This window comes from Metapseudomonas boanensis (assembly GCF_042232855.1).
GTDB classification, from domain to species: Bacteria; Pseudomonadota; Gammaproteobacteria; order Pseudomonadales; family Pseudomonadaceae; genus Metapseudomonas; species Metapseudomonas boanensis.
In genome coordinates this window covers 3,433,236-3,457,274 of the sequence record NZ_CP113889.1, presented here as the reverse complement: position 1 = coordinate 3,457,274, position 24,039 = coordinate 3,433,236, and the positions used below count along the sequence as shown (strand labels likewise).

Annotated in this window: 15 protein-coding genes and 1 pseudogene; 11 read left to right on the top strand and 5 right to left on the bottom strand. The window is 61.0% G+C overall.

Going from position 1 to position 24,039, the window contains the following annotated elements; genetic code table 11:
- Window positions 1–2: 2 nt before the first annotated feature.
- The 4 genes from OXH74_RS16055 to acnB all read left to right on the top strand — a co-directional run bounded on the left by OXH74_RS16055 (window position 3) and on the right by acnB (window position 10,019).
- Window positions 3–3,062 carry an FAD-binding and (Fe-S)-binding domain-containing protein gene (locus OXH74_RS16055; protein WP_375737864.1) on the top strand — a complete coding sequence of 1,020 codons (3,060 nt, stop codon included), beginning with the start codon at window positions 3–5 and terminating at the stop codon, window positions 3,060–3,062.
- A 412-nt stretch (window positions 3,063–3,474) separates the two neighbouring features.
- Window positions 3,475–4,872: a VOC family protein gene (locus tag OXH74_RS16050; RefSeq protein WP_375737863.1), complete on the top strand. Its 1,398-nt coding sequence runs from the start codon at window positions 3,475–3,477 to the stop codon at window positions 4,870–4,872.
- 151 nt (window positions 4,873–5,023) lie between these two features.
- Complete coding sequence (locus OXH74_RS16045; RefSeq protein ID WP_375737862.1) at window positions 5,024–6,706, top strand: thiamine pyrophosphate-binding protein; 1,683 nt, start codon at window positions 5,024–5,026, stop codon at window positions 6,704–6,706.
- A gap of 700 nt (window positions 6,707–7,406) precedes the next feature.
- Window positions 7,407–10,019, top strand: coding sequence for a bifunctional aconitate hydratase 2/2-methylisocitrate dehydratase (gene acnB / locus OXH74_RS16040; RefSeq protein ID WP_375737861.1), 2,613 nt, complete (start codon window positions 7,407–7,409; stop codon window positions 10,017–10,019).
- Window positions 10,020–10,130: 111 nt separating this feature from the next.
- Here the strand turns inward: acnB and OXH74_RS16035 are convergent, their stop codons facing one another.
- Window positions 10,131–11,009, bottom strand: coding sequence for a LysR family transcriptional regulator (locus OXH74_RS16035; protein WP_215376258.1), 879 nt, complete (start codon window positions 11,007–11,009; stop codon window positions 10,131–10,133).
- Window positions 11,010–11,118: 109 nt separating this feature from the next.
- On the opposite strand from OXH74_RS16035, the gene OXH74_RS16030 reads away from it, so the two are divergent.
- The 4 genes and pseudogenes from OXH74_RS16030 (at window position 11,119) to OXH74_RS16015 (ending at window position 14,432) form a co-directional block, all read left to right on the top strand.
- On the top strand, window positions 11,119–12,117 hold the full coding sequence (locus tag OXH74_RS16030; RefSeq protein WP_375737860.1) for a zinc-dependent alcohol dehydrogenase family protein: 999 nt from the start codon (window positions 11,119–11,121) through the stop codon (window positions 12,115–12,117).
- 102 nt (window positions 12,118–12,219) lie between these two features.
- A pseudogene (locus OXH74_RS16025) lies at window positions 12,220–12,954 on the top strand (SDR family NAD(P)-dependent oxidoreductase); the annotation flags it as partial.
- Window positions 12,955–13,023: 69 nt separating this feature from the next.
- A complete protein-coding gene (locus OXH74_RS16020) occupies window positions 13,024–13,743 on the top strand; it encodes a hypothetical protein (protein ID WP_375737859.1) in 720 nt (239 codons plus the stop codon).
- A gap of 383 nt (window positions 13,744–14,126) precedes the next feature.
- Window positions 14,127–14,432, top strand: a complete 306-nt coding sequence (locus tag OXH74_RS16015) for an isochorismatase family protein (RefSeq protein ID WP_375737858.1) — start codon at window positions 14,127–14,129, stop codon at window positions 14,430–14,432.
- Window positions 14,433–14,613: 181 nt separating this feature from the next.
- Here OXH74_RS16015 and groL read toward each other — a convergent pair whose 3' ends face one another.
- Window positions 14,614–16,227, bottom strand: a complete 1,614-nt coding sequence (gene groL / locus OXH74_RS16010; protein WP_375737857.1) for a chaperonin GroEL — start codon at window positions 16,225–16,227, stop codon at window positions 14,614–14,616.
- A 259-nt stretch (window positions 16,228–16,486) separates the two neighbouring features.
- The gene (locus tag OXH74_RS16005; RefSeq protein ID WP_375737856.1) at window positions 16,487–17,533 is read right to left on the bottom strand and encodes a hypothetical protein; all 1,047 of its coding nucleotides are present in this window, start codon (window positions 17,531–17,533) and stop codon (window positions 16,487–16,489) included.
- A 548-nt stretch (window positions 17,534–18,081) separates the two neighbouring features.
- On the opposite strand from OXH74_RS16005, the gene ppnN reads away from it, so the two are divergent.
- On the top strand, window positions 18,082–19,464 hold the full coding sequence (ppnN, locus tag OXH74_RS16000; protein WP_375737855.1) for a nucleotide 5'-monophosphate nucleosidase PpnN: 1,383 nt from the start codon (window positions 18,082–18,084) through the stop codon (window positions 19,462–19,464).
- Window positions 19,465–19,718: 254 nt separating this feature from the next.
- On the opposite strand, the gene OXH74_RS15995 is transcribed toward ppnN, so the two are convergent.
- Together OXH74_RS15995 and OXH74_RS15990 are read right to left on the bottom strand one after the other, a co-directional pair.
- A complete protein-coding gene (locus OXH74_RS15995; protein WP_375741631.1) occupies window positions 19,719–20,792 on the bottom strand; it encodes a DUF1615 domain-containing protein in 1,074 nt (357 codons plus the stop codon).
- 198 nt (window positions 20,793–20,990) lie between these two features.
- Entirely contained in the window at window positions 20,991–21,401 is a 411-nt protein-coding gene (locus OXH74_RS15990) for a hypothetical protein (RefSeq protein ID WP_375737854.1), read from the bottom strand.
- Between the two features lie 315 nt (window positions 21,402–21,716).
- Here OXH74_RS15990 and OXH74_RS15985 point away from each other — a divergent pair, with 315 nt between their 5' ends.
- Both OXH74_RS15985 and OXH74_RS15980 read left to right on the top strand, forming a co-directional pair.
- Window positions 21,717–21,998, top strand: a complete 282-nt coding sequence (locus tag OXH74_RS15985; protein ID WP_375737853.1) for a peptidylprolyl isomerase — start codon at window positions 21,717–21,719, stop codon at window positions 21,996–21,998.
- Window positions 21,999–22,245: 247 nt separating this feature from the next.
- A complete protein-coding gene (locus tag OXH74_RS15980) occupies window positions 22,246–24,027 on the top strand; it encodes a copper resistance system multicopper oxidase (RefSeq protein ID WP_375737852.1) in 1,782 nt (593 codons plus the stop codon).
- The last annotated feature ends 12 nt before the right edge of the window (window positions 24,028–24,039 follow it).

Sequence of the window (24,039 nt, the reverse complement as noted above, 5' to 3'; positions counted from 1 at the left end):
CCATGATTGCCCGACTTGCTACACCGGTAGAACCCACCAGGCTCTACCGCGCCTTCCTTGCGTCGCTCAAGGATCGCGGCTTCCAGGGGGAGATCACTCCGGATTATGGAAACCGCACGGTGCTGGCGACCGACAACTCGATCTACCAGCGCCTGCCACAAGCGGCGCTGTTTCCCCTGAACATCGAGGATGTACAGCTCATCACAGCGCTGGCTGCAGAACCGGAGTATCGGGAAATCGTCATCACCCCCAGGGGCGGTGGCACGGGAACCAACGGCCAGTCGCTGACCCATGGCCTGGTCGTCGATCTCTCGAGGAACATGAACAGGATCCTCGAGATCAACGTCGATCAACGCTGGGTGCGCGTGCAAGCCGGCGTGGTGAAGGATCAGCTCAACGCTGCCTTGAAGCCTCACGGACTCTTCTTCGCCCCGGAGTTGTCGACCTCGAACCGCGCGACCATCGGTGGAATGATCAACACCGATGCCAGTGGCCAGGGCAGCTGCACCTATGGGAAAACCCGAGACCACGTTCTGGCACTGGATACCGTGCTGCTCGGCGGTCATCGGCTCAGTACCGGCCCCTTGGCTGCCGACGAGCTGGACAGGATGGTCGTTAACCCAGGTCGGCTGGGCGAAGTCCACAAGGCCATTCTGGCTGTTCACGAAGATCACGCCGAGCTCATCGAAGCCAGCTTCCCCAGGCTCAATCGCTGCCTCACCGGATACGACCTTGCACACATTCGCGATGCTGACGGCCGCGTCAATCTGACCAACATCCTGTGCGGATCAGAGGGGTCGCTTGGCTTCGTCGTCGAGGCGAAGCTGAACGTTCTCCCTATCCCGAAGCACTCGGTCCTGGTCAACGTCTCCTACGCCAGCTTCATGGAAGCACTGCGCGATGCCCAGGCGCTGATGGCCTTGGCGCCGCTCTCCATTGAAACGGTCGACTCGAAAGTGCTCGGTCTCGCCATGCAGGACATCGTCTGGCACGAGGTCGCCGAATACTTCCCGGCAGACCCTGTAACCCCGACGCTTGGCATCAACCTGGTCGAATTCAGTGGCGATGACCTTGTAGCCCTGGAAGCGAGGGTTGCCTCCTTCATCGAGCACCTGCAGCAGGACACCAGTGTCAGGCGAATCGGGCATACCCTTGCGAGCGGAGCCTCGTCTGTCGCTCGCGTCTACATGATGCGCAAACGCGCCGTTGGGCTGCTTGGCAACGTCGAGGGCGAGGTCAGACCACAACCCTTCGTGGAGGACACCGCGGTTCCGCCCGAGTCACTGGCGGATTTCATTGCCGAATTCCGCGCATTGCTCGACAGCTTCAACTTGCAGTACGGCATGTTTGGCCACGTCGACGCCGGGGTACTGCACGTCCGCCCGGCTCTCGACATGAAAGACCCGGCGCAAGCAGCGCTGGTGCGCCCCCTCACCGATGCTGTGGCACAGCTGACGCACAAATATGGCGGCCTGCTGTGGGGCGAGCACGGGAAAGGCGTGCGCTCGGAATACGCGCCCAAATTTTTCGGCCCGCTTTACCCGGCACTGCAAGCCATCAAGGCGGCATTCGACCCGTTCAATCAGTTGAACCCCGGCAAGATTGCCACCCCGCTCGGCTCGGCAAAGGAGCTGCTGAAGATCGACGAGGTCACGACACGAGGCGAGCTGGACCGCCGGATCGATGAGCGAGTTTGGCAGAGCTACAGCTCGGCCGTTCACTGTAACGGCAATGGGGCCTGCTACAACTACGACCCCTCTGATGCAATGTGCCCATCCTGGAAGGCAACGCGCGAACGAACCCAGTCCCCCAAGGGAAGGGCATCGCTGATGAGGGAATGGCTCCGCCTTCAGGGGCAGGAGGGTGTCGACGTCCTCCAGGCAGCTGGCCGGATAAGAACCGCCTCCCTCTCCACCGGACTACTCGGCAAAGTCCGGCACACCCTGAACAAACGCCGCGGGGAACAGGACTTCTCCCATGAAGTCTTCGACGCCATGTCAGGCTGCCTGGCGTGCAAATCCTGCGCTGGGCAGTGCCCGGTGAAAATCAACGTCCCCGAGTTCAGGTCCCGCTTTCTGGAGCTCTACTACAGTCGCTATCTGCGCCCACTCAAGGACTACCTGATCGGGTCACTGGAGTTCACCATTCCGTACCTTTCAAAAGCGCCATCGGTCTACAACGCCCTCATGCAATCGGGTGTCACCAAAGCGCTTCTGAAAAACCATGCGGGAATGGTGGATAGCCCATTGATCAGCCGGACAGACTTGCGACCCACACTGGAACGCTGGGGAATCGAAACCGCCAGCCCCAAGACGCTGGCCGCGATCCCGGAGCAGGAACGCGAGCGCAGCGTCATCCTGGTCCAGGATGCCTTCACCCGCTACTTCGAGACTGAGGTATTCGTCGACCTGATCGAAACGCTCTCGCGGCTCGGTTTCAAAGTCCTGATTGCGCCCTTCCTGCCGAATGGCAAGCCGTTGCAGGTCCTGGGGTTCCTGGGCGCGTTCGAGAAAGCCGCACGCAAGAATGCCGCCATGCTCAATGGCCTCAGCAGCCATGGCGTGAAGCTGGTCGGCCTGGATCCCGCCATGACCCTGGTGTATCGCCAGGAGTACAAGAAGCTCCTGGGCCATCAAGCCCCGGAGGTCCTGTTGCCACAGGAATGGTTGATCGAGGCACTGGACAAAGCCCCCATCGCCGCCCGTGTCGGCGCGCTGCTGCCTGAGCATGACTACTACTTGCTGAGCCATTGCACCGAGAAGACCAATGCGCCTGCTGGAGCCGCACTCTGGCCTGAGGTCTTCAAGCGACTCGGGCTCAATCTCAAAATGATATCGACGGGCTGCTGTGGCATGTCCGGAACATACGGACATGAGACCGTAAATCGAGAGACCTCCGAGAAGATCTTCGACCTCTCCTGGAAAGTAGCCATCGAGACATACGGTCACCCTGGCCGACTGCTTGCGAATGGTTACTCATGTCGCAGCCAGGCGAGTCGGCTGAGTGCAGTCGATCTTCCTCACCCCGTGCAGGCCCTTCTGAAGCACCTGACCACGGCCTAGCTCCAGGCCTCAGGGCTCCTGGCCGTAGCTGGCCGGGGCCTTCTGGTTGGTTTCCAGCGGATCGCATCAGTACGCAACATCCGCTACGCACAGCGCACCCTACTGGGCACTGCAGGGTGTGGAGGGTGCGCCATGCACACCACGTACCTGCACCCAAAGCGCCAATCTTCTCCCCGTCATCGGCTTGCCCCTGTCCATCACTCATGGTCGGCAGGGCTGCTTTTGACTGAAGAAAACAACGGACCTGACAACAGACCGCAGTCAATATCGCTACTTCATTACCCAGAGGAATGAAGTACTGAGGAGATGTCGTTTGTAAGCGGATTTGAAGCTGATCAGAATCCTGACCATACCGCCGCCGTTGCTGCTCGGTTTAGTGGTTCCATTATTGAGTCCAGGAGATCTCTTCACCATGAACGACCAGGGGTTCGTCAGCCCAGACGAAATTCGCGCCCAGTTTTCACGCGCCATGTCTGATATGTACAAATCGGAAGTTCCCCTCTACGGCACGCTGCTGGACCTTGTGGCAGAGACCAACAAGAAGGTGATGGAAGATTCCCCTGAAATTGCAGAGCATCTGCGCTGGACCGGCGAAATCAGCCGACTGGCAATGGAGCGACACGGGGCGATACGGGTGGGGACAGCCGAGGAGCTGTCCACGATTCGTCGCCTTTTCGCCGTCATGGGGATGCAGCCGGTTGGCTACTACGACCTTAGCCCGGCTGGCGTTCCTGTTCACTCGACTGCCTTCCGTGCCGTGCACGAGAGTTCGTTGCAGGTCAGTCCGTTCCGTGTCTTCACCTCCCTGCTGCGCCTGGAGCTGATCGAGAATCCCGAGCTCCGTGAACTTGCCTCCCACATCCTCGCCAAGCGCGACATCTTCACCCCGCGCGTGAAAGAGTTGATTGCCAAGTTCGAGGCCAAAGGCGGCCTGGACGAGGCAGACGCCAATGAGTTCGTGAAGGAAGCGCTGGAAACCTTCCGTTGGCATACTCAGGCAACCGTGACCGCGGCCGAGTACAACCAGCTGCATGATCAGCACCGTCTCATCGCGGACGTAGTGGCCTTCAAGGGTCCTCATATCAATCACCTGACCCCGCGTACGCTGGATATCGATCAGATCCAGGTCGGCATGCCGAAACGCGGCATCACTCCCAAGGCTGTTGTGGAAGGTCCGCCACGTCGCCAATGCCCGATTCTCCTGCGCCAGACCAGCTTCAAGGCACTCCAGGAAAAAGTCGCCTTCGTTGACCAGGACCGTGCCGAGGGCAGCCACACGGCGCGCTTCGGCGAGATCGAACAGCGCGGCGCAGCCCTGACCCCAAAAGGACGGGCACTGTATGACCTTCTGCTGAGCGCTACTCGAGATGAACTGAAAGAGTTCCCAAGTGAACACAACGCGCAGCGCTACAACGATCTGCTCGAGAAGTACTTCAAGGACTTCCCCGACAGCCACGAGGAGATGAGAAAGCAAGGCCTCGCCTTCTTCCGCTACTTCGTCACCGAGAAAGGTATTGCAGCGAGAAGCGACGTCGTTCGGCCTCGCACCCTGGACGACCTGATCAGCGCAGGCCATGTGCATTTCGAACCGCTCGTTTACGAAGACTTCCTGCCGGTAAGTGCTGCAGGGATCTTCCAATCCAACCTTGGCGACAATGCCCAGGTCAGCTATGAAATCACCTCCAATCAGGCCGGCTTCCACGCCGCTCTGGAGGCTCCTGTTCTCAACGAACTGGAACTGTACGCGGCCACCCAGCGGCGTTCCATTCTCGAGTGCGCCGCAACCCTCCAACTGCCGCCGCTCGTCTAGCGGAGGACGCAGGCGCCGGGCGGCAGTCGACAAGGGGTCGATTGCCGCCTGAGCTCAAAGAAACATGACCAGAAGCGCCATACGGCCATTACCCACAAAGAGTCGTCCTCCAATCCGCCCCACTACACCGATGCCTTGCCCTAGGAGTCACATGAACCTGCCAGCAAACAGTCGAAACGGAGGCCAGATACTGGTTGATGCGTTGCGCATCAACGGTGTCGAGCGCGCATTCTGTGTCCCTGGTGAAAGCTATTTGGCCGTACTTGATGCGCTTTACGATGCGAAGGATGAGATCGATCTCATCGTGTGTCGGCAGGAGGGCGGCGCGGCGTATATGGCTGAGGCCTACGGCAAACTGACCGGAAAGCCGGGCATCTGTTTCGTGACCCGAGGGCCCGGGGCCACCAACGCGTCGGTCGGCGTGCACACGGCATTCCAGGACTCCACACCGATGATCCTGTTCATCGGTCAAGTTGCCCGGGACCAGATGGAACGCGAGGCGTTTCAGGAAATCGACTTCCGGAGGATGTTCGGAGCTCTTGCCAAGTGGGTTGTCCAGATCGACGATCCGCGCCGGATTCCGGAGCTTGTCAGCCAAGCTTTCCACCGGGCAATGAATGGCCGCCCCGGGCCGGTAGTCGTAGCGCTCCCCGAAGACATGCTCACCGACATCGTGGAGGTAGCGGATGCTGGTCCGGCACGCGTCATGGAGCCACATGCAGCCCCCTCGGAGATGCGAGCGCTTCAGCATCTGCTGCATCAAGCCGAGCGCCCGCTGATGATTGTCGGTGGCGGTGGCTGGAACGCTCGAGCGGTTGAGGATATCCGCCATTTCGCCGAGCGCCACAACCTTCCCGTGGCAGCGTCGTTCCGCTGTCAGGACCTGTTCGATAACACGCATCCCAACTACGTCGGTGACCTGGGATTCGCGGCCGGCCCAAAGTTGACTCAGGCCGTCAAGGATTCCGATCTCCTGGTCGTCGTTGGCTCACGCCTGGGGGAGGTGTCCACTAGCGGCTACACCACGCTGGATATTCCCACTCCCAAGCAGGCGCTGGTGCATGTTCACCCTGGCATCGAAGAGTTGGGGAGGGTTTATCAGCCGACTCTCGGGATCAACAGCAGCATGGTCTCGTTTGCTGCACTCGCCGCCGAACTCCCGGAGATTGACAGCAACCGCCATGCGAACTGGACCGAGGCGCTCAACCGTAATTACCGGGAGAATCTCGACTTCGAGCCTTCCCCTGGCCCAGTCCAGATGGCCGAGATCATTTCCTGGCTGAGCGAGAAGCTGCCCGCCGATGCAATCCTCACGAACGGCGCTGGGAACTACTGCGTCTGGGTCCAACGGTTCTACCAATACCGGGAGTTCCGAACCCAACTTGGCCCAACCAACGGATCGATGGGTTATGGCGTCCCGGCAGGCGTGGCAGCAAAGCTCACCTACCCCGAACGTACCGTGGTTTCGTTCGCCGGCGACGGCTGCTTCCTCATGAATGGGCAAGAGATCGCCACCGCGGCGAGCTACGGCGCCAAGGTCATCTTCATCGTCGTCAACAACGGGATGTACGGCACCATCCGCATGCACCAGGAACGCACCTATCCCGGACGGATCAGCGGCACGGACCTGCATAATCCTGATTTCGCGGCCTTGGCTCGGGCATTCGGGCTCCATGGGGAAACCGTCGAGTGCACCGCAGATTTCGCGCCGGCATTCGAGCGCTGCCTGGGCGCAGACAAGCCATCCTTGATCGAAGTCCGGATCGATCCGGAGGCAATCACTCCGCGGATGTCCCTCAGCCAAATTCGACTCGAAGCACAAAGCAGGCGTTGAAACATCCCGGAGGCAATGGCCCCCTTGGTCGCCACTTGAATCACCGCTTGGCGGCGGCCAGGGGCTCGAGCCACAACAACACTGTTTCCAGCAGGCTCGAAAGCGCATCGATCCAGTGGCCTGTTTTCTAAGTTCGTGGACTTCAATCCGAGCGAGCAAGCGCTGGCCTCCCCTCGCCCTCCGGGAGAGGGGCGAGGGCGAGCTGCGTTCGGATGTGAGAAGTGCAACCAGCCTACAAAATCCGCGATAGATAATCGAATTATCTAAACATGCCACTAGCAATTTGGCAGTAACCCACGCCCCTCGCGGATAGCGCCAGAAATCGCCCCCAGAGCGCCGCCATTGTGCTGGCGTGTAGCGAAGCCATGGGCGCCTGAATGAATCAGACAGGCGGTTTCCGTCCCCCTCGGCTGAGGGTGGAGGACAGGTGGACCAAGCCAATGTGTCAACAATTGTATTGCCAAGCACGATTATTAGTCTTATTTTTCCCCTGCAAACCAACAATGTGTCGACACAAAAGTCATCACCTAGAGATCCCCCCTCGGCAAGGGAACAGTTTCGTAGGTGCAGACCAACAGTCCGCAACGCTGAGTCGTCATCCTCGATTGCAGACTCTGCTCCTACATTTTTCGTTCGCAGAAGCCGATCCGCCCCAAACCGGAACACTCGCCCATTTGCACCAACGACAGGAGACTCCTCCGTGCTTGAAACCTATATCCAACATGTGAAAGCACGCGCGGAGGAAGGCCTGCCGCCCCTCGCGCTGAACGCCGAACAAACCGCAGGCCTGGTCGAACTGCTGAAGAACCCGCCGGCCGGCGAAGAGGCCTTCCTCCTCGACCTGATCACCAACCGTGTTCCGCCGGGCGTCGACGAAGCCGCCTACGTCAAAGCCGGTTTCCTCTCCGCTATCGCCAAGGGCGAAGCCAATTCCCCGCTGATCAGCAAGGCCCGCGCCACCGAACTGCTGGGCACCATGCAGGGCGGCTACAACATCGCCACCCTGGTGGAACTGCTGGACGACGCTGCACTGGCTAACGTCGCCGCCGAGCAACTCAAGCACACCCTGCTGATGTTCGACGCCTTCCATGACGTCGCCGAACGCGCCAAGCAAGGCAACGCCGCCGCCCAAGCCGTGCTCAAGTCCTGGGCCGATGGCGAGTGGTTCGTCAACAAGCCCGCCGTGCCGGAAAAAGTCACCCTGACCGTGTTCAAGGTCCCCGGCGAAACCAACACCGACGACCTGTCCCCGGCCCCGGACGCCTGGTCCCGCCCGGATATCCCGCTGCATGCCCTGGCCATGCTGAAAATGGCCCGCGACGGCATCGAACCGGTCCAGCCCGGCTCCATCGGCCCGCTGCAGCAGATCGAAGCGGTCAAGGCCAAGGGCTTCCCGGTCGCCTACGTCGGTGACGTGGTCGGTACCGGCTCTTCCCGCAAGTCCGCCACCAACTCGGTGCTGTGGTTCTTCGGCGATGACATCCCCAACGTGCCGAACAAGCGCGCCGGTGGCTTCTGCTTCGGCAACAAGATCGCCCCGATCTTCTACAACACCATGGAAGACGCCGGCGCCCTGCCGATCGAATTCGACGTCGCCAACCTCAACATGGGCGATGTGATTGACGTTTATCCCTACGCCGGGAAAGTCTGCCGTCATGGCAGCGATGAGGAACTGGCCACCTTCGAACTGAAGACTCCCGTGCTGCTTGACGAAGTTCGCGCCGGCGGCCGTATCCCGCTGATCATCGGCCGTGGCCTGACCGAGAAGGCCCGTGCCGAGCTGGGCCTGGGTGCTTCCGACCTGTTCAACATGCCGGAATCCCCGGCCGACAGCGGCAAGGGCTTCACCCTGGCGCAGAAGATGGTCGGCCGTGCCTGCGGTCTGCCGGAAGGCCAGGGCGTGCGTCCAGGCACCTACTGCGAGCCGAAGATGACCACCGTCGGCTCCCAGGACACCACGGGCCCGATGACCCGCGACGAACTGAAAGACCTTGCCTGCCTCGGCTTCTCCGCCGACCTGGTGATGCAGTCTTTCTGCCACACCGCCGCCTATCCGAAGCCGGTGGATGTGCGCACCCACCACAGCCTGCCTGACTTCATGCGCAATCGCGGTGGCGTCTCGCTCAAGGTGGGCGACGGCATCATCCATAGCTGGCTGAACCGCATGCTGCTGCCAGACACCGTCGGCACCGGCGGTGACTCGCACACCCGCTTCCCGATCGGCATCAGCTTCCCGGCCGGCTCCGGCCTGGTGGCCTTCGCCGCCGCCACCGGCGTAATGCCGCTGGACATGCCGGAATCGGTACTGGTGCGCTTCAAGGGCAAGATGCAGCCCGGGATCACCCTGCGTGACCTGGTACACGCCATCCCCTACTACGCCATCCAGGCCGGTCTGCTGACCGTCGAGAAGAAAGGCAAGAAAAACATCTTCTCCGGCCGCATCCTCGAGATCGAAGGCCTCAACGACCTGACCGTCGAGCAGGCTTTCGAACTGTCCGACGCCTCGGCCGAGCGTTCCGCTGCCGGTTGCACCATCAAGCTGCCGGAAGAGGCCATCGCCGAGTACCTGAGGTCCAACATCACCCTGCTGCGCTGGATGATCGGCGAAGGCTACGGCGATGCCCGGACCCTGGAGCGTCGCGCCCAGGCGATGGAAGCCTGGCTGGCCAAGCCGAACCTGCTGGCAGCCGACCCGGACGCCGAATACGCCGCCGTCATCGAGATCGACCTGGCCGAGGTCAAGGAGCCGGTACTCTGCGCCCCGAACGACCCGGACGACGCCCGCCTGCTGTCCAGCGTGCAAGGTCGCAAGATCGATGAAGTGTTCATCGGCTCCTGCATGACCAACATCGGTCACTTCCGCGCCGCCGGCAAACTGCTGGACAAGGTCAAAGGGGGCATTCCGACCCGCCTGTGGCTGGCCCCGCCGACCAAGATGGACGCCCACCAGCTGACCGAAGAAGGCTACTACGGCATTTACGGCAAGGCCGGTGCGCGCATGGAAATGCCGGGCTGCTCGCTGTGCATGGGTAACCAGGCGCGCGTACAGACCGGTTCCACCGTGGTCTCCACCTCCACCCGTAACTTCCCGAACCGCCTGGGCGACGCGACCGACGTGTTCCTGGCCTCCGCCGAGCTGGCAGCCGTTGCCTCGATCCTGGGCAAACTGCCGACCGTCGAGGAGTACATGGCCTACGCGAAGAACATCGACAGCATGGCGGCCGATATCTACCGCTACCTGTCCTTCGACCAGATCGCCGAGTACAAGGAAGCCGCTGCGAGCAGCAGGATACCGGCCCTCCAGACAGCCTGACCGGGCTATGGGAATCCCATTGGGATTCCCAACTAGCCGCTCAGGGTTCGTTGAGCGAATAGAGGTCGATCCAGCCCAGTTGGTTCTAGCATCGTCCTCTGCTTGATCCCGTTAGAGTCGCTCCCGAAGGAAGTCCACGAATGCCCGAGTCCGCGCAGAACGGCGCCGGTCGTGACTGAAAACCGCGCTTACAGGGAGCGCAACAGGTTGATATTCGGCAAGGATGGTGGCGACCGCCCCTTGCCGGACATCCGCGGCGAACAACCACTCGGGGGAAAGGGAAATTCCCAGGCCAGCCAGAACCATTTCCCGGATGGCCTCGCTGCTATTACTGGTGACGTTCCCCTTGATACTGACGCTGTGCTCCTCGCCGTCACGGCTGAAGCGCCAGACATCGTAGTGTTCCAGCAATGTGAAGCCCAGGCAGTTATGGTGCGAGAGGTCAGCGGGCTTGCCAGGCGTGCCATGGCGGCTTAGGTACGCCGGCGTGGCATACACCTGGCGCAGGGTGTTTCCAAGGGAAACCGAGACCAGCCTTTCGCTCTTCACCACGCCAATGCGAATCGCAACATCGATGTTCTCCCTGAGAAGATCTTCGTTCTGGTCGTTCAGTCGCAGGTCCATCTGAACGCGCGGATAGCGCTCTAGAAACTCGCACACCAGCGGTGCGATGCACAATCGTCCGTAGCTGACCGGCGCCGCCACCCGCAACGGTCCGGCGATTTGCTCCTGCCCACTGGCGAAATTGAGCGTGGCAGCCTCCAGGCTGGCGAGAATGCTCTGGCTCTCTGCGTAAAACCGCTGCCCCTGGTCGGTCAGGGATAGCTGCCGCGTGCTGCGTGCGAAGAGCGCACCACCTAAGTACTCCTCCAAAGCACGGATCTGCTTGCTCACCGCGGGCTGGCCGAGGTTCAACTCCCTGGCGACAGCCGAAAACGAGCCGCGCTCGACTACTCGCATGAAAACGCGCATGGAATCGAAGAGGTCCATCGAGCAATTTCCCCTTTGTACGGAATAAATCTAATCAACTTTTGCTTTCTTATCGGAATACACCGGCGCGGGGAAGATGAGCCCATCCACTGACCGGAGGTTTACCGCCATGAATCACACGATGCTCGCTGCCATTGCCGAATCCGCCCACGCCAAGCTTGTAGTGCACAACATCCCCCGGCCCGTTCCAGGCACAGGGGAAGTGTTGATCAAGGTACAGGCTGCGGCCGTCAATCCTCTGGATACGAAGATCGCCGCGGGGCAAGCGGGTCATGCCCGGCAGCCGCTGCCGGCAATATTGGGCATGGACCTGGCCGGTACGGTGACCGAGCTGGGAGACGGCGTAGACGGTTTCGCCCCTGGAGATGAAGTATTCGGCATGGCCGGGGGTATCGGTGGCATCCAGGGCACCCTGGCCGAGTACATCGTCGTGGATGCCCGACTGATCGCGCCCAAGCCCCGGGCATTGAGCATGCGCGAAGCGGCGGCGCTGCCATTGGTGTTCATTACCGCCTGGGAGGGGCTGGTGGATCGCGCCAATGTCCGAACCGGCCAACAGGTGTTGATCCATGGTGGCGCAGGCGGGGTCGGCCATGCGGCTGTGCAACTGGCAAAGGCCAGGGGGGCCCGCGTTTATGCCACTGGTTCGGCGACCAGCCTGGACTTCATCCGCGAGCTGGGTGCGACCGGGATCGACTACCGGGCCCAGACCGTGGAGGACTATCTCAAGCGTTATACCGGGGGCGAGGGATTCGACATCGTTTATGACACGGTAGGCGGAGCGACCCTGAATGCGTCGTTCAACGCCGTGAAGGTCTATACCGGGCATGTGCTCAGCTGCCTGGGCTGGGGCCAGCACAGTCTGGCGCCCTTGTCGTTCCGTGGTGCGAGCTATTCCGGAGTGTTTACCCTCATGCCACTGCTCACGGGCAAGGGGCGACAGCACCACGGCATGATCCTGCGCGAAGCGGCAGCCATGGCGGATGCTGGGCAATTGAAGGTAAATGTGGATCAACGCCGCTTCGGGCTTCACGATGTCAATGAAGCCTTCCGCCAGGTTTCCGAAGGCCTCGGCCAAGGGAAAACAGTGATCGAGATGGACCGCTGAGCAGTTCGGCTGCCAGGTTTACCTCACCTTCGCCGCTGCGACCGAAGGCTTTGCACGGTCGCGGCGACTTTGGGATCTGCCCGGCTCAATTGTCCGCATGGGTTGGCTCGGCGCGGTTACGACCTGGTTCTGGTGGCGCGCAGTCGCGATCGACTGGAGCAGCTTGCGCAAAGGCTGGTCGAGCAGACCGGGCGCACGATCGAGGTGGTCACCGCAGACCTCAATGACGAATCCGACCTTGCGCGCGTTGAACATCTGCTCCGAACCGACTCCCGCATCACGGTGCTCGTCAACAATGCCGGCATGGGGGCGACAGCGCCGCTCCTGGAGTCCGACATCGAGAAGATGACGCAGATGATCGGGCTGAACGTGACCGCGCTTACTCGGCTGACCTATGCCATAACGCCGGGGCTCGTCGCTCGCAAAGGAGGGATGATCATCAATATCGCCTCGATCGTCGGCATCGCACCAGAGCTCCTCAACGGTGTTTACGATGGCACCAAGGCATTTGTGCTGGCATTCAGCCAATCACTGAACCATGAATTAGCGGACAAGAATGTTCGTATCCAGGTGGTTGTGCCGGGCGCAATCGCGACTGAGTTCTGGGAAATTGCCGGCACTCCGGTCGAATACCTGCCAGGCGAGATCGTGATGCAGGCGCAAGACGTGGTGGACGCGGCGTTGGCAGGCCTCGATCAAGGAGAACTTTTCACCATCCCCTCGTTGCCGGAGGTGGCCGATTGGGATGCTTACCAAGCCGCACGACAAAAACTCATGCCTAATCTTTCGAGACACGTACCCGCCGAACGTTATCGCGCTGGCCACAAGGCAATCTGACCGTCAGGCAACTATCAAAAGGGTTGTCAGGTCGAGAGAAATGGCTTGAGCAGCATGCAGGAGAAAGTAATGAGCGAGTTCACCAACCAGATCATCAATGCCCACGGTGGATTGAAGCGCTGGATGACGTTGCAGCAGGGCCAAGCGACCATCGTGACGGGTGGCACCTTGTGGGGCATGAAGGGGTTGAAGCAAGACTCCGCACCACGGCTGATGACCATATCGCTCCATGAACAGAAGGCATCCGTGATGCCCTTCGGTGCGCCCGACCAGAGAACAGCCTTCACCCCGGAGCGCATTGCGATCGAGACGCTTGGCGGAGAGGTTGTCGCTGAACGCTTGAACCCGCGTGACTCGTTTGCCAAGCACCAGATGGATACACCTTGGGATCCGCTCCATAGGGCATATTTCAATGGTTACGCTTTATGGACTTACCTGACCACGCCATTTCTCCTGATTCTGCCCGGAGTCATGTCTCAAGAGCTGGCCCCCTGGCGAGAGGGAGACGAGCAGTGGCGCCGGCTGCGCGTACGGTTTCCTGGATCGATCGCGACGCACAGCGAAGTTCAGGATTTCTACTTCGATCGTGACTTTCTGCTTCGCCGACATGACTACAGCGTGGATGTAGCCGGAGGATTCGCTGCCGCGCAGTATGTTCATGACTACATCGAGGCAGATGGTATCCGCCTCCCCACCAAGCGCCGGGCTTTCAGACTGGGACCGGATAACCAGGCGTTGACGGACAACATGCTGGTTTCGATCGATTTGAGCGATATCCACTTCAGCTGACATCCCGCACACCACAACGCGTGACGATACGATCAAGCGTCATGGAAATGCCGGGCGGTTTCTGGACGACGTCCCCAGGCGATACCTTTCGGAGCGATTGATGGCAGATTGACGAAAGCCAATCAAAAACGTTGCGAGGCAATTCGATCTTCAGTCATTTCATCTCGATAATTAAATGAAATGAGCAAAGACATGCTGCTCGGCGAACGGGCAAATGCTGCGTACTTGCTCTTCAGTCAAGTTTGAGCGCACGTCACGTGGCCTCTCCCCGTGCTGGAGAACAGGATGACCATTCACCTCGACCACCTGATGGTGCCCTCTCGCAACAAAGTCCGATCGGCGAAGCTGCTGGCCGAACTGCTCGGCGCCACCCAGTCCAGTTGATGCCTGGCCTGGGTGGCTATCTGCACGGACGAGGTTTCAAGCGCTTGTTCCTGGCAGCGCTGGCCACGGATTATTGCGTGTTCTATTCAGCACTAGATGCCCGTCGAGGCGGCTTCGAGGTGGTCCTTTTGCAGCAGGCTTGCCGCGCAATCGACTTCGACGGTTCACTGGCCGCTTCGTTGGCGGCCATGCAAGGATCAGGCGTGGAATTGCTCCAACGAGCTGGCTTTTCGACGTCCGGTCCGCTCACGCGATCAGCCTCCCGGGCAAGTGCCTACAGGGCCGGCGCCACGTTCACTGGGTAGCTGGCTCCGGCCTGCAACCCATACAGCGGGACTGGCATGGTCGCGAATTGATCCCGCGCTCGAAATGGGCTTGCAGCATCGTCAATTGATAGAGATCTGTAAGTAACAGGCCTGGAGGAGGGATCCGAGGTGAATTGGCGACCACGTGGCATTCTCCTGTTCAACCCATGTGGCTGACGAATCACTCCGGCATCGGCGGCTCCACAGATTCCTTGTCAGGGTTCTCAGTCATTGTCGCCTCGGTCAATAGCAGCACGCTGGCGACCGAGACCGCGTTTTCCAATGCTACGCGTATCACCTTGGTCGGATCGATGATGCCGGCTTCATACATATCGACATAGCGGTTGCTGGATGCATCGAAGCCAATATCTCCGGTCTCAGCGAGCATCCTTGCCACAACCACACCGGCATCCACGGCCGAATTCTGCGCAATCGTCCTGGCAGGAGCCTCCAGGGCCTGACGAAGAATCTGCAGCCCCGTCCGCTCATCGCCCGTTGCCTGAGTGATCTCCTGATCCAGTGCAGCGACAACGCGCAGCAAAGCCAGTCCGCCACCAGGTACGATCCCCTCAGCAATTGCGGCCTTCGTTGCCGATATAGCGTCGTCCAAGGCGTCCTTGCGGGTCTTCATCTCGGCTTCGCTGGGCGCTCCGACCCGAATTACGCCAACCCCACCGGAAAGCTTGGCGAGGCGTTCCTGAAGCTTTTCCTTGTCATAGCTGCTGGAGGATTGCTCCATCAACATGCGGATCTGCTGCATCCGTGCTTCGATTGCCTTGCGCTCGCCGGCGCCGCCGATCAGGGTAGTGCTATCACGGTCCACGACCACCCTGCGTGCCCGGCCGAGCAAGCCCAACTCCACCTGCTCGAGTCGAATGCCCAATTCGCTGGAAATCACCTGTCCCCCCGTAAGCACGGCGATATCCTGCAAAGATTCCTTGCGTCGGTCACCAAAGCCCGGCGCTTTCACCGCAACCGCATGAAGGATGCCACGCACTTGATTGACGATCAGCGTCGCAAGCGCCTCCCCTTCTATGTCCTCAGCAATGAACAACAGGGGGCGGCCGCTCTTGGCGATCAGTTCCAGCAAAGGAATCAGGTCCTGCAGCAGGCTGATCTTCTGGTCGCATAGCAGCAGGTATGCATCCTCCAGAACAGCCTGCATCTTTTCAGTATCGGTAATGAAATAGGGCGATACATAACCCCGCTCGAAGCGCATCCCCTCCACGACTTCCACCAGCGTTTCGGTCGTCTTGGACTCTTCGACGGTGATGACCCCCTCATTGCCGACCTTTTCGATGGCATCGGCGACCAGATCGCCGATCAGACTGTCGTTATGCGCGGAAATTGTCGCAACCTGCGCCTTCTCCTTGCGCGTGCGCACCGTCCGAGACTGGGCGCGGAGGGAGTCGTGAGCGATCTGCAAGCCTCGATCCAGCCCGCGCTTGAGATCGATGGCACTGGCGCCGGCCACCACGTTGCGCACACCATCGGCAAAGATCGCATGGGCGAGAATGGTCGCTGTACTGGTACCGTCGCCCACCAACTCGCCGGTTCGCTCGGCAGCCTGGCGAAGCATCTGGGCGCCAAGGTTCTCATCCGGGTCTGGCAGGTTTACCTGCTTGGCGATGGTGACCCCGTCGTTACAGACAATCGGCATTCCCCACTTTTTCTGGATCAGCACCGATTTCGATTTCGGGCCCAACGTCACCCTGATTGCATCAGCCAACTGGGTAGCCCCCTGCAAAATCTTCTCACGGGCGGCACCGCGAAACAGGATTCGAGTATGAGCCATGACTTGCCTCCTGATTGATTGTTTTCACCTTGAACTTCGATGAGCGAAGATCCTTGATCCATATCAATCACAACGCACGGTTCCAAGTTGGAGCTGCGCCAACGGTACTCCAAGGAAAGGCACACGATACGAGTGGCTATATCTGCGTCAACTCGTAAGACCCAGTGTCCAGGCCTATCGAGTAGAGCGCCTTGATCGGGGCAGGCCTGGGGAGACCTCATCAGCTGGATCACCCAAAATTCCCTCCCCCCGGAGGCGATCACTCGACTGGCAACGGTGCCGGCTCTGGTGTGGATTTGAAGTCAGGTATGAGGGTGTCGGGTCTGCGGAGATGGCCTTCAATTTGTCCTGACAAGTAATTGACCCCTGCCATCACCCCCGTATCGGGGTTGCGCATCAGCTCGAGCCACTCTTCGTCAAAGTCATCGTTCAAGCTTTTTCGAAGATGCGCTTCGACTCCCGGTCTCGCGTTCTCCTTCGAGATGAAGCTGAAGCCTGCGACTCCCAGGGATATCAATGTGCCAGCGACGCGTCCGGCCAACGCGGAAACGGCGCTTGCAGCGCCGCGGGTGACGAGTTCGGCTGCCAATTCTTCGCTGGTCTGTTTCGCCACGGTAGATATGCCAGCCGGCGATACGCCCGTGCCCTCGCGAGCAGAGCTACCGCGAACGCGATCGATCAGGGCCAGGTAGGCGGGTAGCTCGTCGAGCGGATCGGCGTGAATGACCTGGTAAAGCGAGGCACTGTGGGTTGTGGAGGGTGCCAGTGCGATCGCCGGGATGCCTTGCAGCCGCCGGTCGAATTGATCCAGAGGAACGCCGTAGCGCTGGGGGATTCCCTGAATTTGCTTTCCAAGGAGCTGGACGTAGAGCTTTGTCGCCTGGTCCATGACCTTGATCGGATCGATCTCCTCAGCCACGGGGTCCAGCACACGATCCTGGTATTGCTCCTGGAGATAGATGGAAATCCGATCTACGGTCGGATCTATCTCGCCCTCTGCACCCAGCTTGTACCAGGCCACCTTCAGGGTCAGCCATTGCTGGGTCCAGTAGCTGGTAAACCACGGGATGAATTCTGCGTCAGTGCGCTGGTAGACAAGGTCCATCCAGCTCTCCATGGATTCATGTGCGTAGGTGTTGGCCCGTTCCGTCGCGGAACGTGATGCGGCGACGATTTGACTGTCGACCTGTCGCCAGGTGCTCTGCGGTACGATTATCGGCGGAGCCGGCTCTTGGCTACGCTCTGAAGTGGCGCATCCCCCCACCGCCACCATGAAGGCGACGATCAGGGCACGCCAGCGCAACATCGCGCGCTCCTATAACAGACTGGACAGCGGTATGGTCACCGCCATCGGATCGGTTTCGAGCGAGCGCTTCACATCGCTCATAAGGATTCAGCTATCGCCCAGGTAGGCTGCTCTCTTCCTCCTGACAAACTGCAGTTGGCACTTTCGCAGTTATCCCAGCCCCCTATCCAACGGAACGTCCACTACGTCCGACCATGGTTTCTTGAGTATAGGCGTCAAGAACGTCGACAGGATAAGCAGGCGAAAAGGGGCTGAAACAGGAGGTGCACGGCTACCTGGGAGGCCTGGAATTGGAGCAGTAGCGGATGTCGACCATCATCCGATCGAGCCATTTAGAGCAATTTCCGGAGTTTGCCGGTCCGAGTTTCAAGAACCTCCTTGTCGCTCACCCACGCGTTCTAGAGCAAAGACTCAAGCACGACTTGTGACATCGCGATGCCCAGACGGCAAACTACCAGCCAAACGAGCAGCGCGAGACCGCGTTCGGAGCCCACCATCTGGTGCAATGGCCCCTTCCCGGCTCGTTGGCAAAACACATGGAACCTAGAATGCCCCCAAGACCCGTCATCAACGCTCAAGTAAGCCCGAAAGGCAGCCTGGAAACACTTTCTCAACGCGAAGTACAGCAACTGAGCGAAGCCGGCTCAGGCAGCATGTACGCGCTGTTCCGCCAGTGCGCCTTGGCAATCCTCAATACCGGCGCTCACGTCGACAACGCCAAGACCATCCTCGATGCCTATAGGAACTTCGAGGTTCGCATTCACCAGCAGGACCGCGGGGTGCGCCTGGAGCTGCTCAACGCACCGGCGGATGCCTTCGTCGATGGAGAGATGATTGCCAGCACGCGCGAGATGCTGTTCAGCGCCCTGCGCGACATCGTCTACACCGAGAATGAGCTGGAGAGCCGACGCATCGACCTGGACAGCTCCCAGGGCATCACCGACTACGTCTTCCACCTGCTGCGCAACGCTCGCACCCTGCGCCCCGGAGTGGAGCCAAAGATCGTGGTGTGCTGGGGCGGCCACTCGATCAGCACCGAAGAGTACAAGTACACCAAGAAGGTCGGTCACGAACTGGGCCTGCGCCACCTGGATATCTGCACCGGCTGTGGCCCCGGCGTCATGAAGGGACCGATGAAGGGCGCCACCATCGCCCATGCCAAGCAACGCATCCACGGCGGCCGCTACCTGGGCCTGACGGAGCCCGGCATCATCGCCGCCGAGGCGCCCAACCCGATCGTCAACGAACTGGTGATCCTGCCAGACATCGAGAAACGCCTTGAGGCCTTCGTACGTGTCGGCCACGGCATCATCATCTTCCCCGGCGGCGCCGGCACGGCCGAGGAGTTCCTCTACCTTCTCGGCATCCTGATGCACCCGGACAACCGCGACCTCCCCTTCCCCGTCATCCTGACCGGGCCGAAGAGCGCCGCGCCCTATCTGCAGCAACTGCACGCGTTCGTCGGCGCGACCCTGGGGGAGGCCGCCCAGCAGCGTTATCAGATCATCATCAACGACCCAGCCCAGGTGGCCGTGCAGATGGCCCAGGGCCTTAAAGAGGTGAAGCAGTTCCGTCGCGAGCGCAATGACGCTTTCCACTTCAACTGGCTGCTGAAGGTCGACGAGAGCTTCCAGCGCCCGTTCGACCCCACACACGACAATATGGCCAGCCTGAAGCTCAGCCAGAACCTGGCGCCCCACGAACTGGCGGCCAACCTGCGTCGCGCCTTCTCCGGCATTGTCGCGGGCAACGTGAAAGACAAGGGTATCCGCCTGATCGAGCAGCATGGTGCTTACGAGATCCAAGGCGATGCGGCCGTGATGAAGCCGCTCGATCACCTGCTACAGGCATTCGTCGAGCAGCACCGGATGAAGCTGCCCGGCGGCGCGGCCTATGTGCCCTGCTATCGGGTCGTGGAAACCCGGTCCTGAGCAGCCTGAAGCGACCACCAGAGGCTTGAGGAAGGAAGCAAGGCCCGGGCTGTGATGGTTCAGGGCCTGGTCGGGGCAAAGCGCCGGCACGAATTTTCCACACGTGATAACCCAGTTCGGCCGCAAACTTGCCAGTGGACGCGATGCAGGTGTTGACCAGCATCCCGACGATGCCCTCGGAGCTCAGCCGGGCTCACCCGACGGCCGCCCCATGGGGCGGCTCGGCAGGCCAGCGTACGAAAGCCCTCACCACCTCACTTGCCGGCGCGCGCCATGCAGCGTCGATAACGCTCATCGACGCGATTGGCGAACCAGGCTGTGGTGAGATTGCGGGTGATCTTGGGGCTTTTCAGGGTGATGCCCGGCAGCACGGCACGGGGCAATCGCTTGCGTTCGACTTTCTCGGCCAGCGCGAACACGCGCTTATAGAGTCTGGTGTCTTCGAAGGCCAGTTGATCGCCCTGCTCCAGGTCGCGCCGAATGGCGCTGTCGCTCAAGTCCAGATGCTTGCGCAAGGTACGTACGGCGAGCTCAGTCGAGCCTGGGATCCGAGAGCCGTGGATGATCAGGTCGCCATCGAGCGCCAGCGGTATACCGGAGGCCCGGCTGACCGCCGCCTGGAAGGCGGCGTTGCGGCTTGCGTACCACCCGGCATTGAAATCGGCAAATCGAAAGAGCGGCCGACCGTAACTGACCGGGTAGCCCAACAGGTGAGCGATGCCGAAATACATGCCACCCCTTCGGCTGAACACCTCTTGGCGGATGGAGCCCTTCACCGGGTAGGGGTAGCCCCGCGCCTGACTTTCGGCAAAGGCGATGCTGACCTGCATCGGCCCACCGGTCTGCACCGGGTTGAAGTTGCCGAACAGCTTCTGGCCCATGGGAGCCATGCCGATGAAGTCATCGAAGATCGCACTCAGTTGCTTCTCTGTGCGGACGGTTTTCAGCCGCTGACTATAAGTTTTGCCTGAGGGCGAATCGATCCCCAGCGCGGCGTTCACCAGGAAGCTGGGGACATGCAGCTTCGCCGCCCGGCGGTCGATCTCCTGCCGCGCGATCTTCGCCAGCCCCGGCACCGAGGGGTCGGTCTGAAAGGTCGACTCCTGCTCTGTGACGGCCAACACAGCACAGAGGTTCTCCGTGGTCGGCGGGATGTCCTGCGCTGCGAATGCCGCGTAGATATCAGTCGCCCAGCCCTGTCGGTCAGGCGTTTTGGCCGGCATCAGCCGTACGATCTTTGCCCGCACTTCGGCCGGGTTGGGTGGGGCCTCCTGAGCGAGGCGCGTGCCGCAACCAGCGAGTGTCAGGAGCGATACGATACCCACCATCGCGATCCCGTAGCGAAACGCCGAGACCGGCCATTCCCTGCTTGATCCTCTTGCAGCAGCAGGTTCTGGAAAGCCCGCCGGCAAATAGCGGCAAGCGAGCGGTTCAAGGTTCATATTCGAAACACCTTGCGGAAAACGCTCGCGAAGATGTCATAAATATGTGGGCTCAGCCAGAAGCGGAATATCCCCTTCCCTCAATCACCCCTTGCCCCGCCACCGTTTCCGCACATGCAGATACGCAGCCACGTCGCTGCATCCCAGCTGCATGGCAATCTCGGAGCGGCTTTCACCTTGTAGTTCGAGGTGCTGTTTCAGTTCTGCGCGTACCGGGTCGAGCAGTTGGCGGAAAGTCAGGCCTTGCTCGTCAAGGCGGCGACGCAGGGTGCGGGCGCTCTGGTGGAGGGTTTCGGCCTGGGTTTCCAGGCTGGGTACTTCACCCCGTGCCAAGGCATGCCGGACGCTGGTCGCGACTTTTCCCCGCCCAGCCGCTGAGCTGGCGTGACGGGCGATGCGCGTGTCCGGCTCCTGGGTGAGCCGTTCCAGCATGCCCGCGTGGCGAGTCAGCAGGGGCAGGCGCCCACCGGCCACGGTATCGAACACCTCGCGCAAGTGAGCGGGCAGGAGGAGTTGTTCTGGCCATTGATACGAGCTCGCAAGGCTGATGCCACCGCTCGACCGGAACAGGACTTTGCTCCATGCGCACAGACATGATCCTGTTCACGAGCCACAGCCGGGGCCTTGGGAAAGGCAGCGCACCGAGCGCCTGGGTTAGCGAGTTCATTCGCGATTACAGCCCAAAGCCCAACCGCAGAATGGCGCTGAGTCCAGCGATGCCCAACATCCCGACGTCCCCTGACGAAGCACCTTGAATCACCCACCGATTCCGCTAGGCTCTGCAAGCTCAATTGCAAGGAGTACCCCACCATGGCCCGAGCCACCGCCCGCCACATCCTGGTTGCCACTGAAGCCAAGTGCAACGAGCTCAAAGCCGCCATCGAAGCCGGCGCCGACTTCGCTGAATTAGCCAAACAGCACTCCACTTGCCCCTCCGGCCGAGACGGAGGCAACCTCGGTTCCTTCCGCCCTGGCCAGATGGTCAAGGAGTTCGACACCGTCGTATTCAGCGCTCCACTCAACATCGTACAAGGCCCTGTGAAAACCCAGTTCGGCTTCCACCTGCTGGAAGTCACCAGTCGCCAGGACTAGCAGCCCCCAAGGCGCCGCCGACAGGCGGCGCCTACTGAGCGCCTCCGCACTTCTCAATAAAAAGGGACCATCCGAAGACGATGGAGCCATTCGTGCCTCTGCCCTCACGTCCCAGCCGTCGAGCCCGCGCACTACCTAGCTGACAGAAATGTAATCACCTCTCGCCTTCTGATGTGGCAACTTGCACGGACTGGCCGCATGCCTTCGAGGCTGCGGCGATTCTCCTGACTGACTGGATTGGAATGGCATGCAGTGCAAAACCTCGCGGCGGACCTTCGTCAAAGGCCTGGCCGCCGGCGGCATCCTCGGTGGCCTGGGCCTATGGCGCAGCCCGGTCTGGGCGGTAACCAGCCCGGGTCAGCCAACTGTGCTGAGCGGCACCGAATTCGATTTGTTCATTGGCGAGACCCAGGTGAACTTCACCGGCACGCCACGTACCGCCAAGACCATCAACGGCTCGCTGCCCGCGCCGCTACTGCGCTGGCGCGAGGGCGACACAGTGACGCTGCGGGTGCGCAACCGCCTGGATGAGGACACCTCCATCCACTGGCACGGCATCATCCTGCCGGCCAACATGGACGGCGTGCCGGGCCTGAGCTTCCATGGCATCGCTCCCGACGGGATGTACGAGTACCGCTTCCAGGTGAAGCAGCACGGTACCTACTGGTATCACAGCCACTCCGGGTTCCAGGAGCAGGTGGGCGTATACGGCCCCATCGTGATCGACCCGAAAGAGCCGGAGCCCTTCCAGTACGACCGCGACTACGTGGTGATGCTGAGCGACTGGACCGATGAGAACCCCTCGCGCGTGCTGGCCAAGCTGAAGAAGCAGTCGGACTACTACAACCATCACAAGCGCACACTGGGCGACTTCATCGACGATGTCAGCGACAAGGGCTGGGCCACAGCCACAGCCGACCGCAAGATGTGGGCCGAGATGAAGATGAGCCCCACAGACCTCGCCGACGTCAGTGGGGCCACCTACACCTACCTGATGAACGGCCAGGCGCCTGACAGCAACTGGACAGGCCTGTTCCGCCCCGGCGAAAAGCTCCGCCTGCGTTTCATCAACGGCTCGGCCATGAGCTACTTCGACGTGCGTATTCCGGGCCTGAAGATGACGGTCGTCGCCGCCGACGGCCAGTATGTGGCGCCGGTGAGCGTGGATGAAATCCGCATGGCCGTCGCCGAAACCTATGACGTGATCGTCGAGCCCAGCAGCGCCGAGGCCTATACCATCTTCGCCCAATCCATGGACCGCACCGGCTACGCCCGCGGCACCCTGGCAGTACGCGAAGGTTTGAGTGCTGCGGTACCGGAGCCAGACCCACGCCCGCTGATCAGCATGGCCGACATGGGCATGGACCACGGCGCCATGGGCCATGACATGGCCGCGACAGATGACTCAGCCATGGCCGGGATGGACCACAGCCAGATGGCCGGCATGGATCACTCGAACATGGCGGGCATGGACCATGGCCAGGCCAGTGGCTCGGGCAGCCAGATGCAGGCGCATCCGGCCTCGGAGAGCAACAATCCGTTGGTGGACATGCAGACCATGACGCCTGTGCCCAAGCTGGACGATCCTGGCATCGGCCTGCGCGACAACGGCCGTCGCGTACTGACCTACGCCGACCTGCGCAGCACCTTCCCTGACCCGGACGGGCGCGAACCGGGGCGCACCATCGAGCTGCACCTGACCGGGCACATGGAGCGCTTCGCCTGGTCATTCGACGGCATCAAGTTCTCCGACGCCGAGCCACTGCGCCTCAAGTACGGCGAACGCCTGCGCATCACCCTGGTCAACGACACCATGATGACCCACCCCATCCACCTGCACGGGATGTGGAGCGACCTGGAGGACGAGCACGGCAACTTCCTGGTCCGCAAGCACACCATCGACATGCCGCCAGGCTCCAAGCGCAGCTACCGCGTGACTGCGGACGCGCTCGGACGCTGGGCCTACCACTGCCACCTGCTCTTCCACATGGAAATGGGCATGTTCCGCGAAGTCCGCGTGGACGAATGAAGGAGAACTGAA

What these genes read in the sequence shown, in the direction of transcription:
- OXH74_RS16020 (WP_375737859.1), top strand. Translation starts at nt 13,024, where the DNA reads ATGAGCGAGTTCACCAACCAGATCATCAATGCCCACGGTGGATTGAAG.
- OXH74_RS15985 (WP_375737853.1), top strand. Translation starts at nt 21,717, where the DNA reads ATGGCCCGAGCCACCGCCCGCCACATCCTGGTTGCCACTGAAGCCAAG.
- OXH74_RS16050 (WP_375737863.1), top strand. Translation starts at nt 3,475, where the DNA reads ATGAACGACCAGGGGTTCGTCAGCCCAGACGAAATTCGCGCCCAGTTT.
- OXH74_RS16005 (WP_375737856.1), bottom strand. Translation starts at nt 17,533, where the DNA reads ATGTTGCGCTGGCGTGCCCTGATCGTCGCCTTCATGGTGGCGGTGGGG.
- OXH74_RS15995 (WP_375741631.1), bottom strand. Translation starts at nt 20,792, where the DNA reads ATGGTGGGTATCGTATCGCTCCTGACACTCGCTGGTTGCGGCACGCGC.
- groL (WP_375737857.1), bottom strand. Translation starts at nt 16,227, where the DNA reads ATGGCTCATACTCGAATCCTGTTTCGCGGTGCCGCCCGTGAGAAGATT.
- OXH74_RS15980 (WP_375737852.1), top strand. Translation starts at nt 22,246, where the DNA reads ATGCAGTGCAAAACCTCGCGGCGGACCTTCGTCAAAGGCCTGGCCGCC.
- OXH74_RS16045 (WP_375737862.1), top strand. Translation starts at nt 5,024, where the DNA reads ATGAACCTGCCAGCAAACAGTCGAAACGGAGGCCAGATACTGGTTGAT.
- OXH74_RS16055 (WP_375737864.1), top strand. Translation starts at nt 3, where the DNA reads ATGATTGCCCGACTTGCTACACCGGTAGAACCCACCAGGCTCTACCGC.
- ppnN (WP_375737855.1), top strand. Translation starts at nt 18,082, where the DNA reads ATGCCCCCAAGACCCGTCATCAACGCTCAAGTAAGCCCGAAAGGCAGC.
- OXH74_RS16035 (WP_215376258.1), bottom strand. Translation starts at nt 11,009, where the DNA reads ATGGACCTCTTCGATTCCATGCGCGTTTTCATGCGAGTAGTCGAGCGC.
- OXH74_RS16015 (WP_375737858.1), top strand. Translation starts at nt 14,127, where the DNA reads ATGCCTGGCCTGGGTGGCTATCTGCACGGACGAGGTTTCAAGCGCTTG.
- OXH74_RS16030 (WP_375737860.1), top strand. Translation starts at nt 11,119, where the DNA reads ATGAATCACACGATGCTCGCTGCCATTGCCGAATCCGCCCACGCCAAG.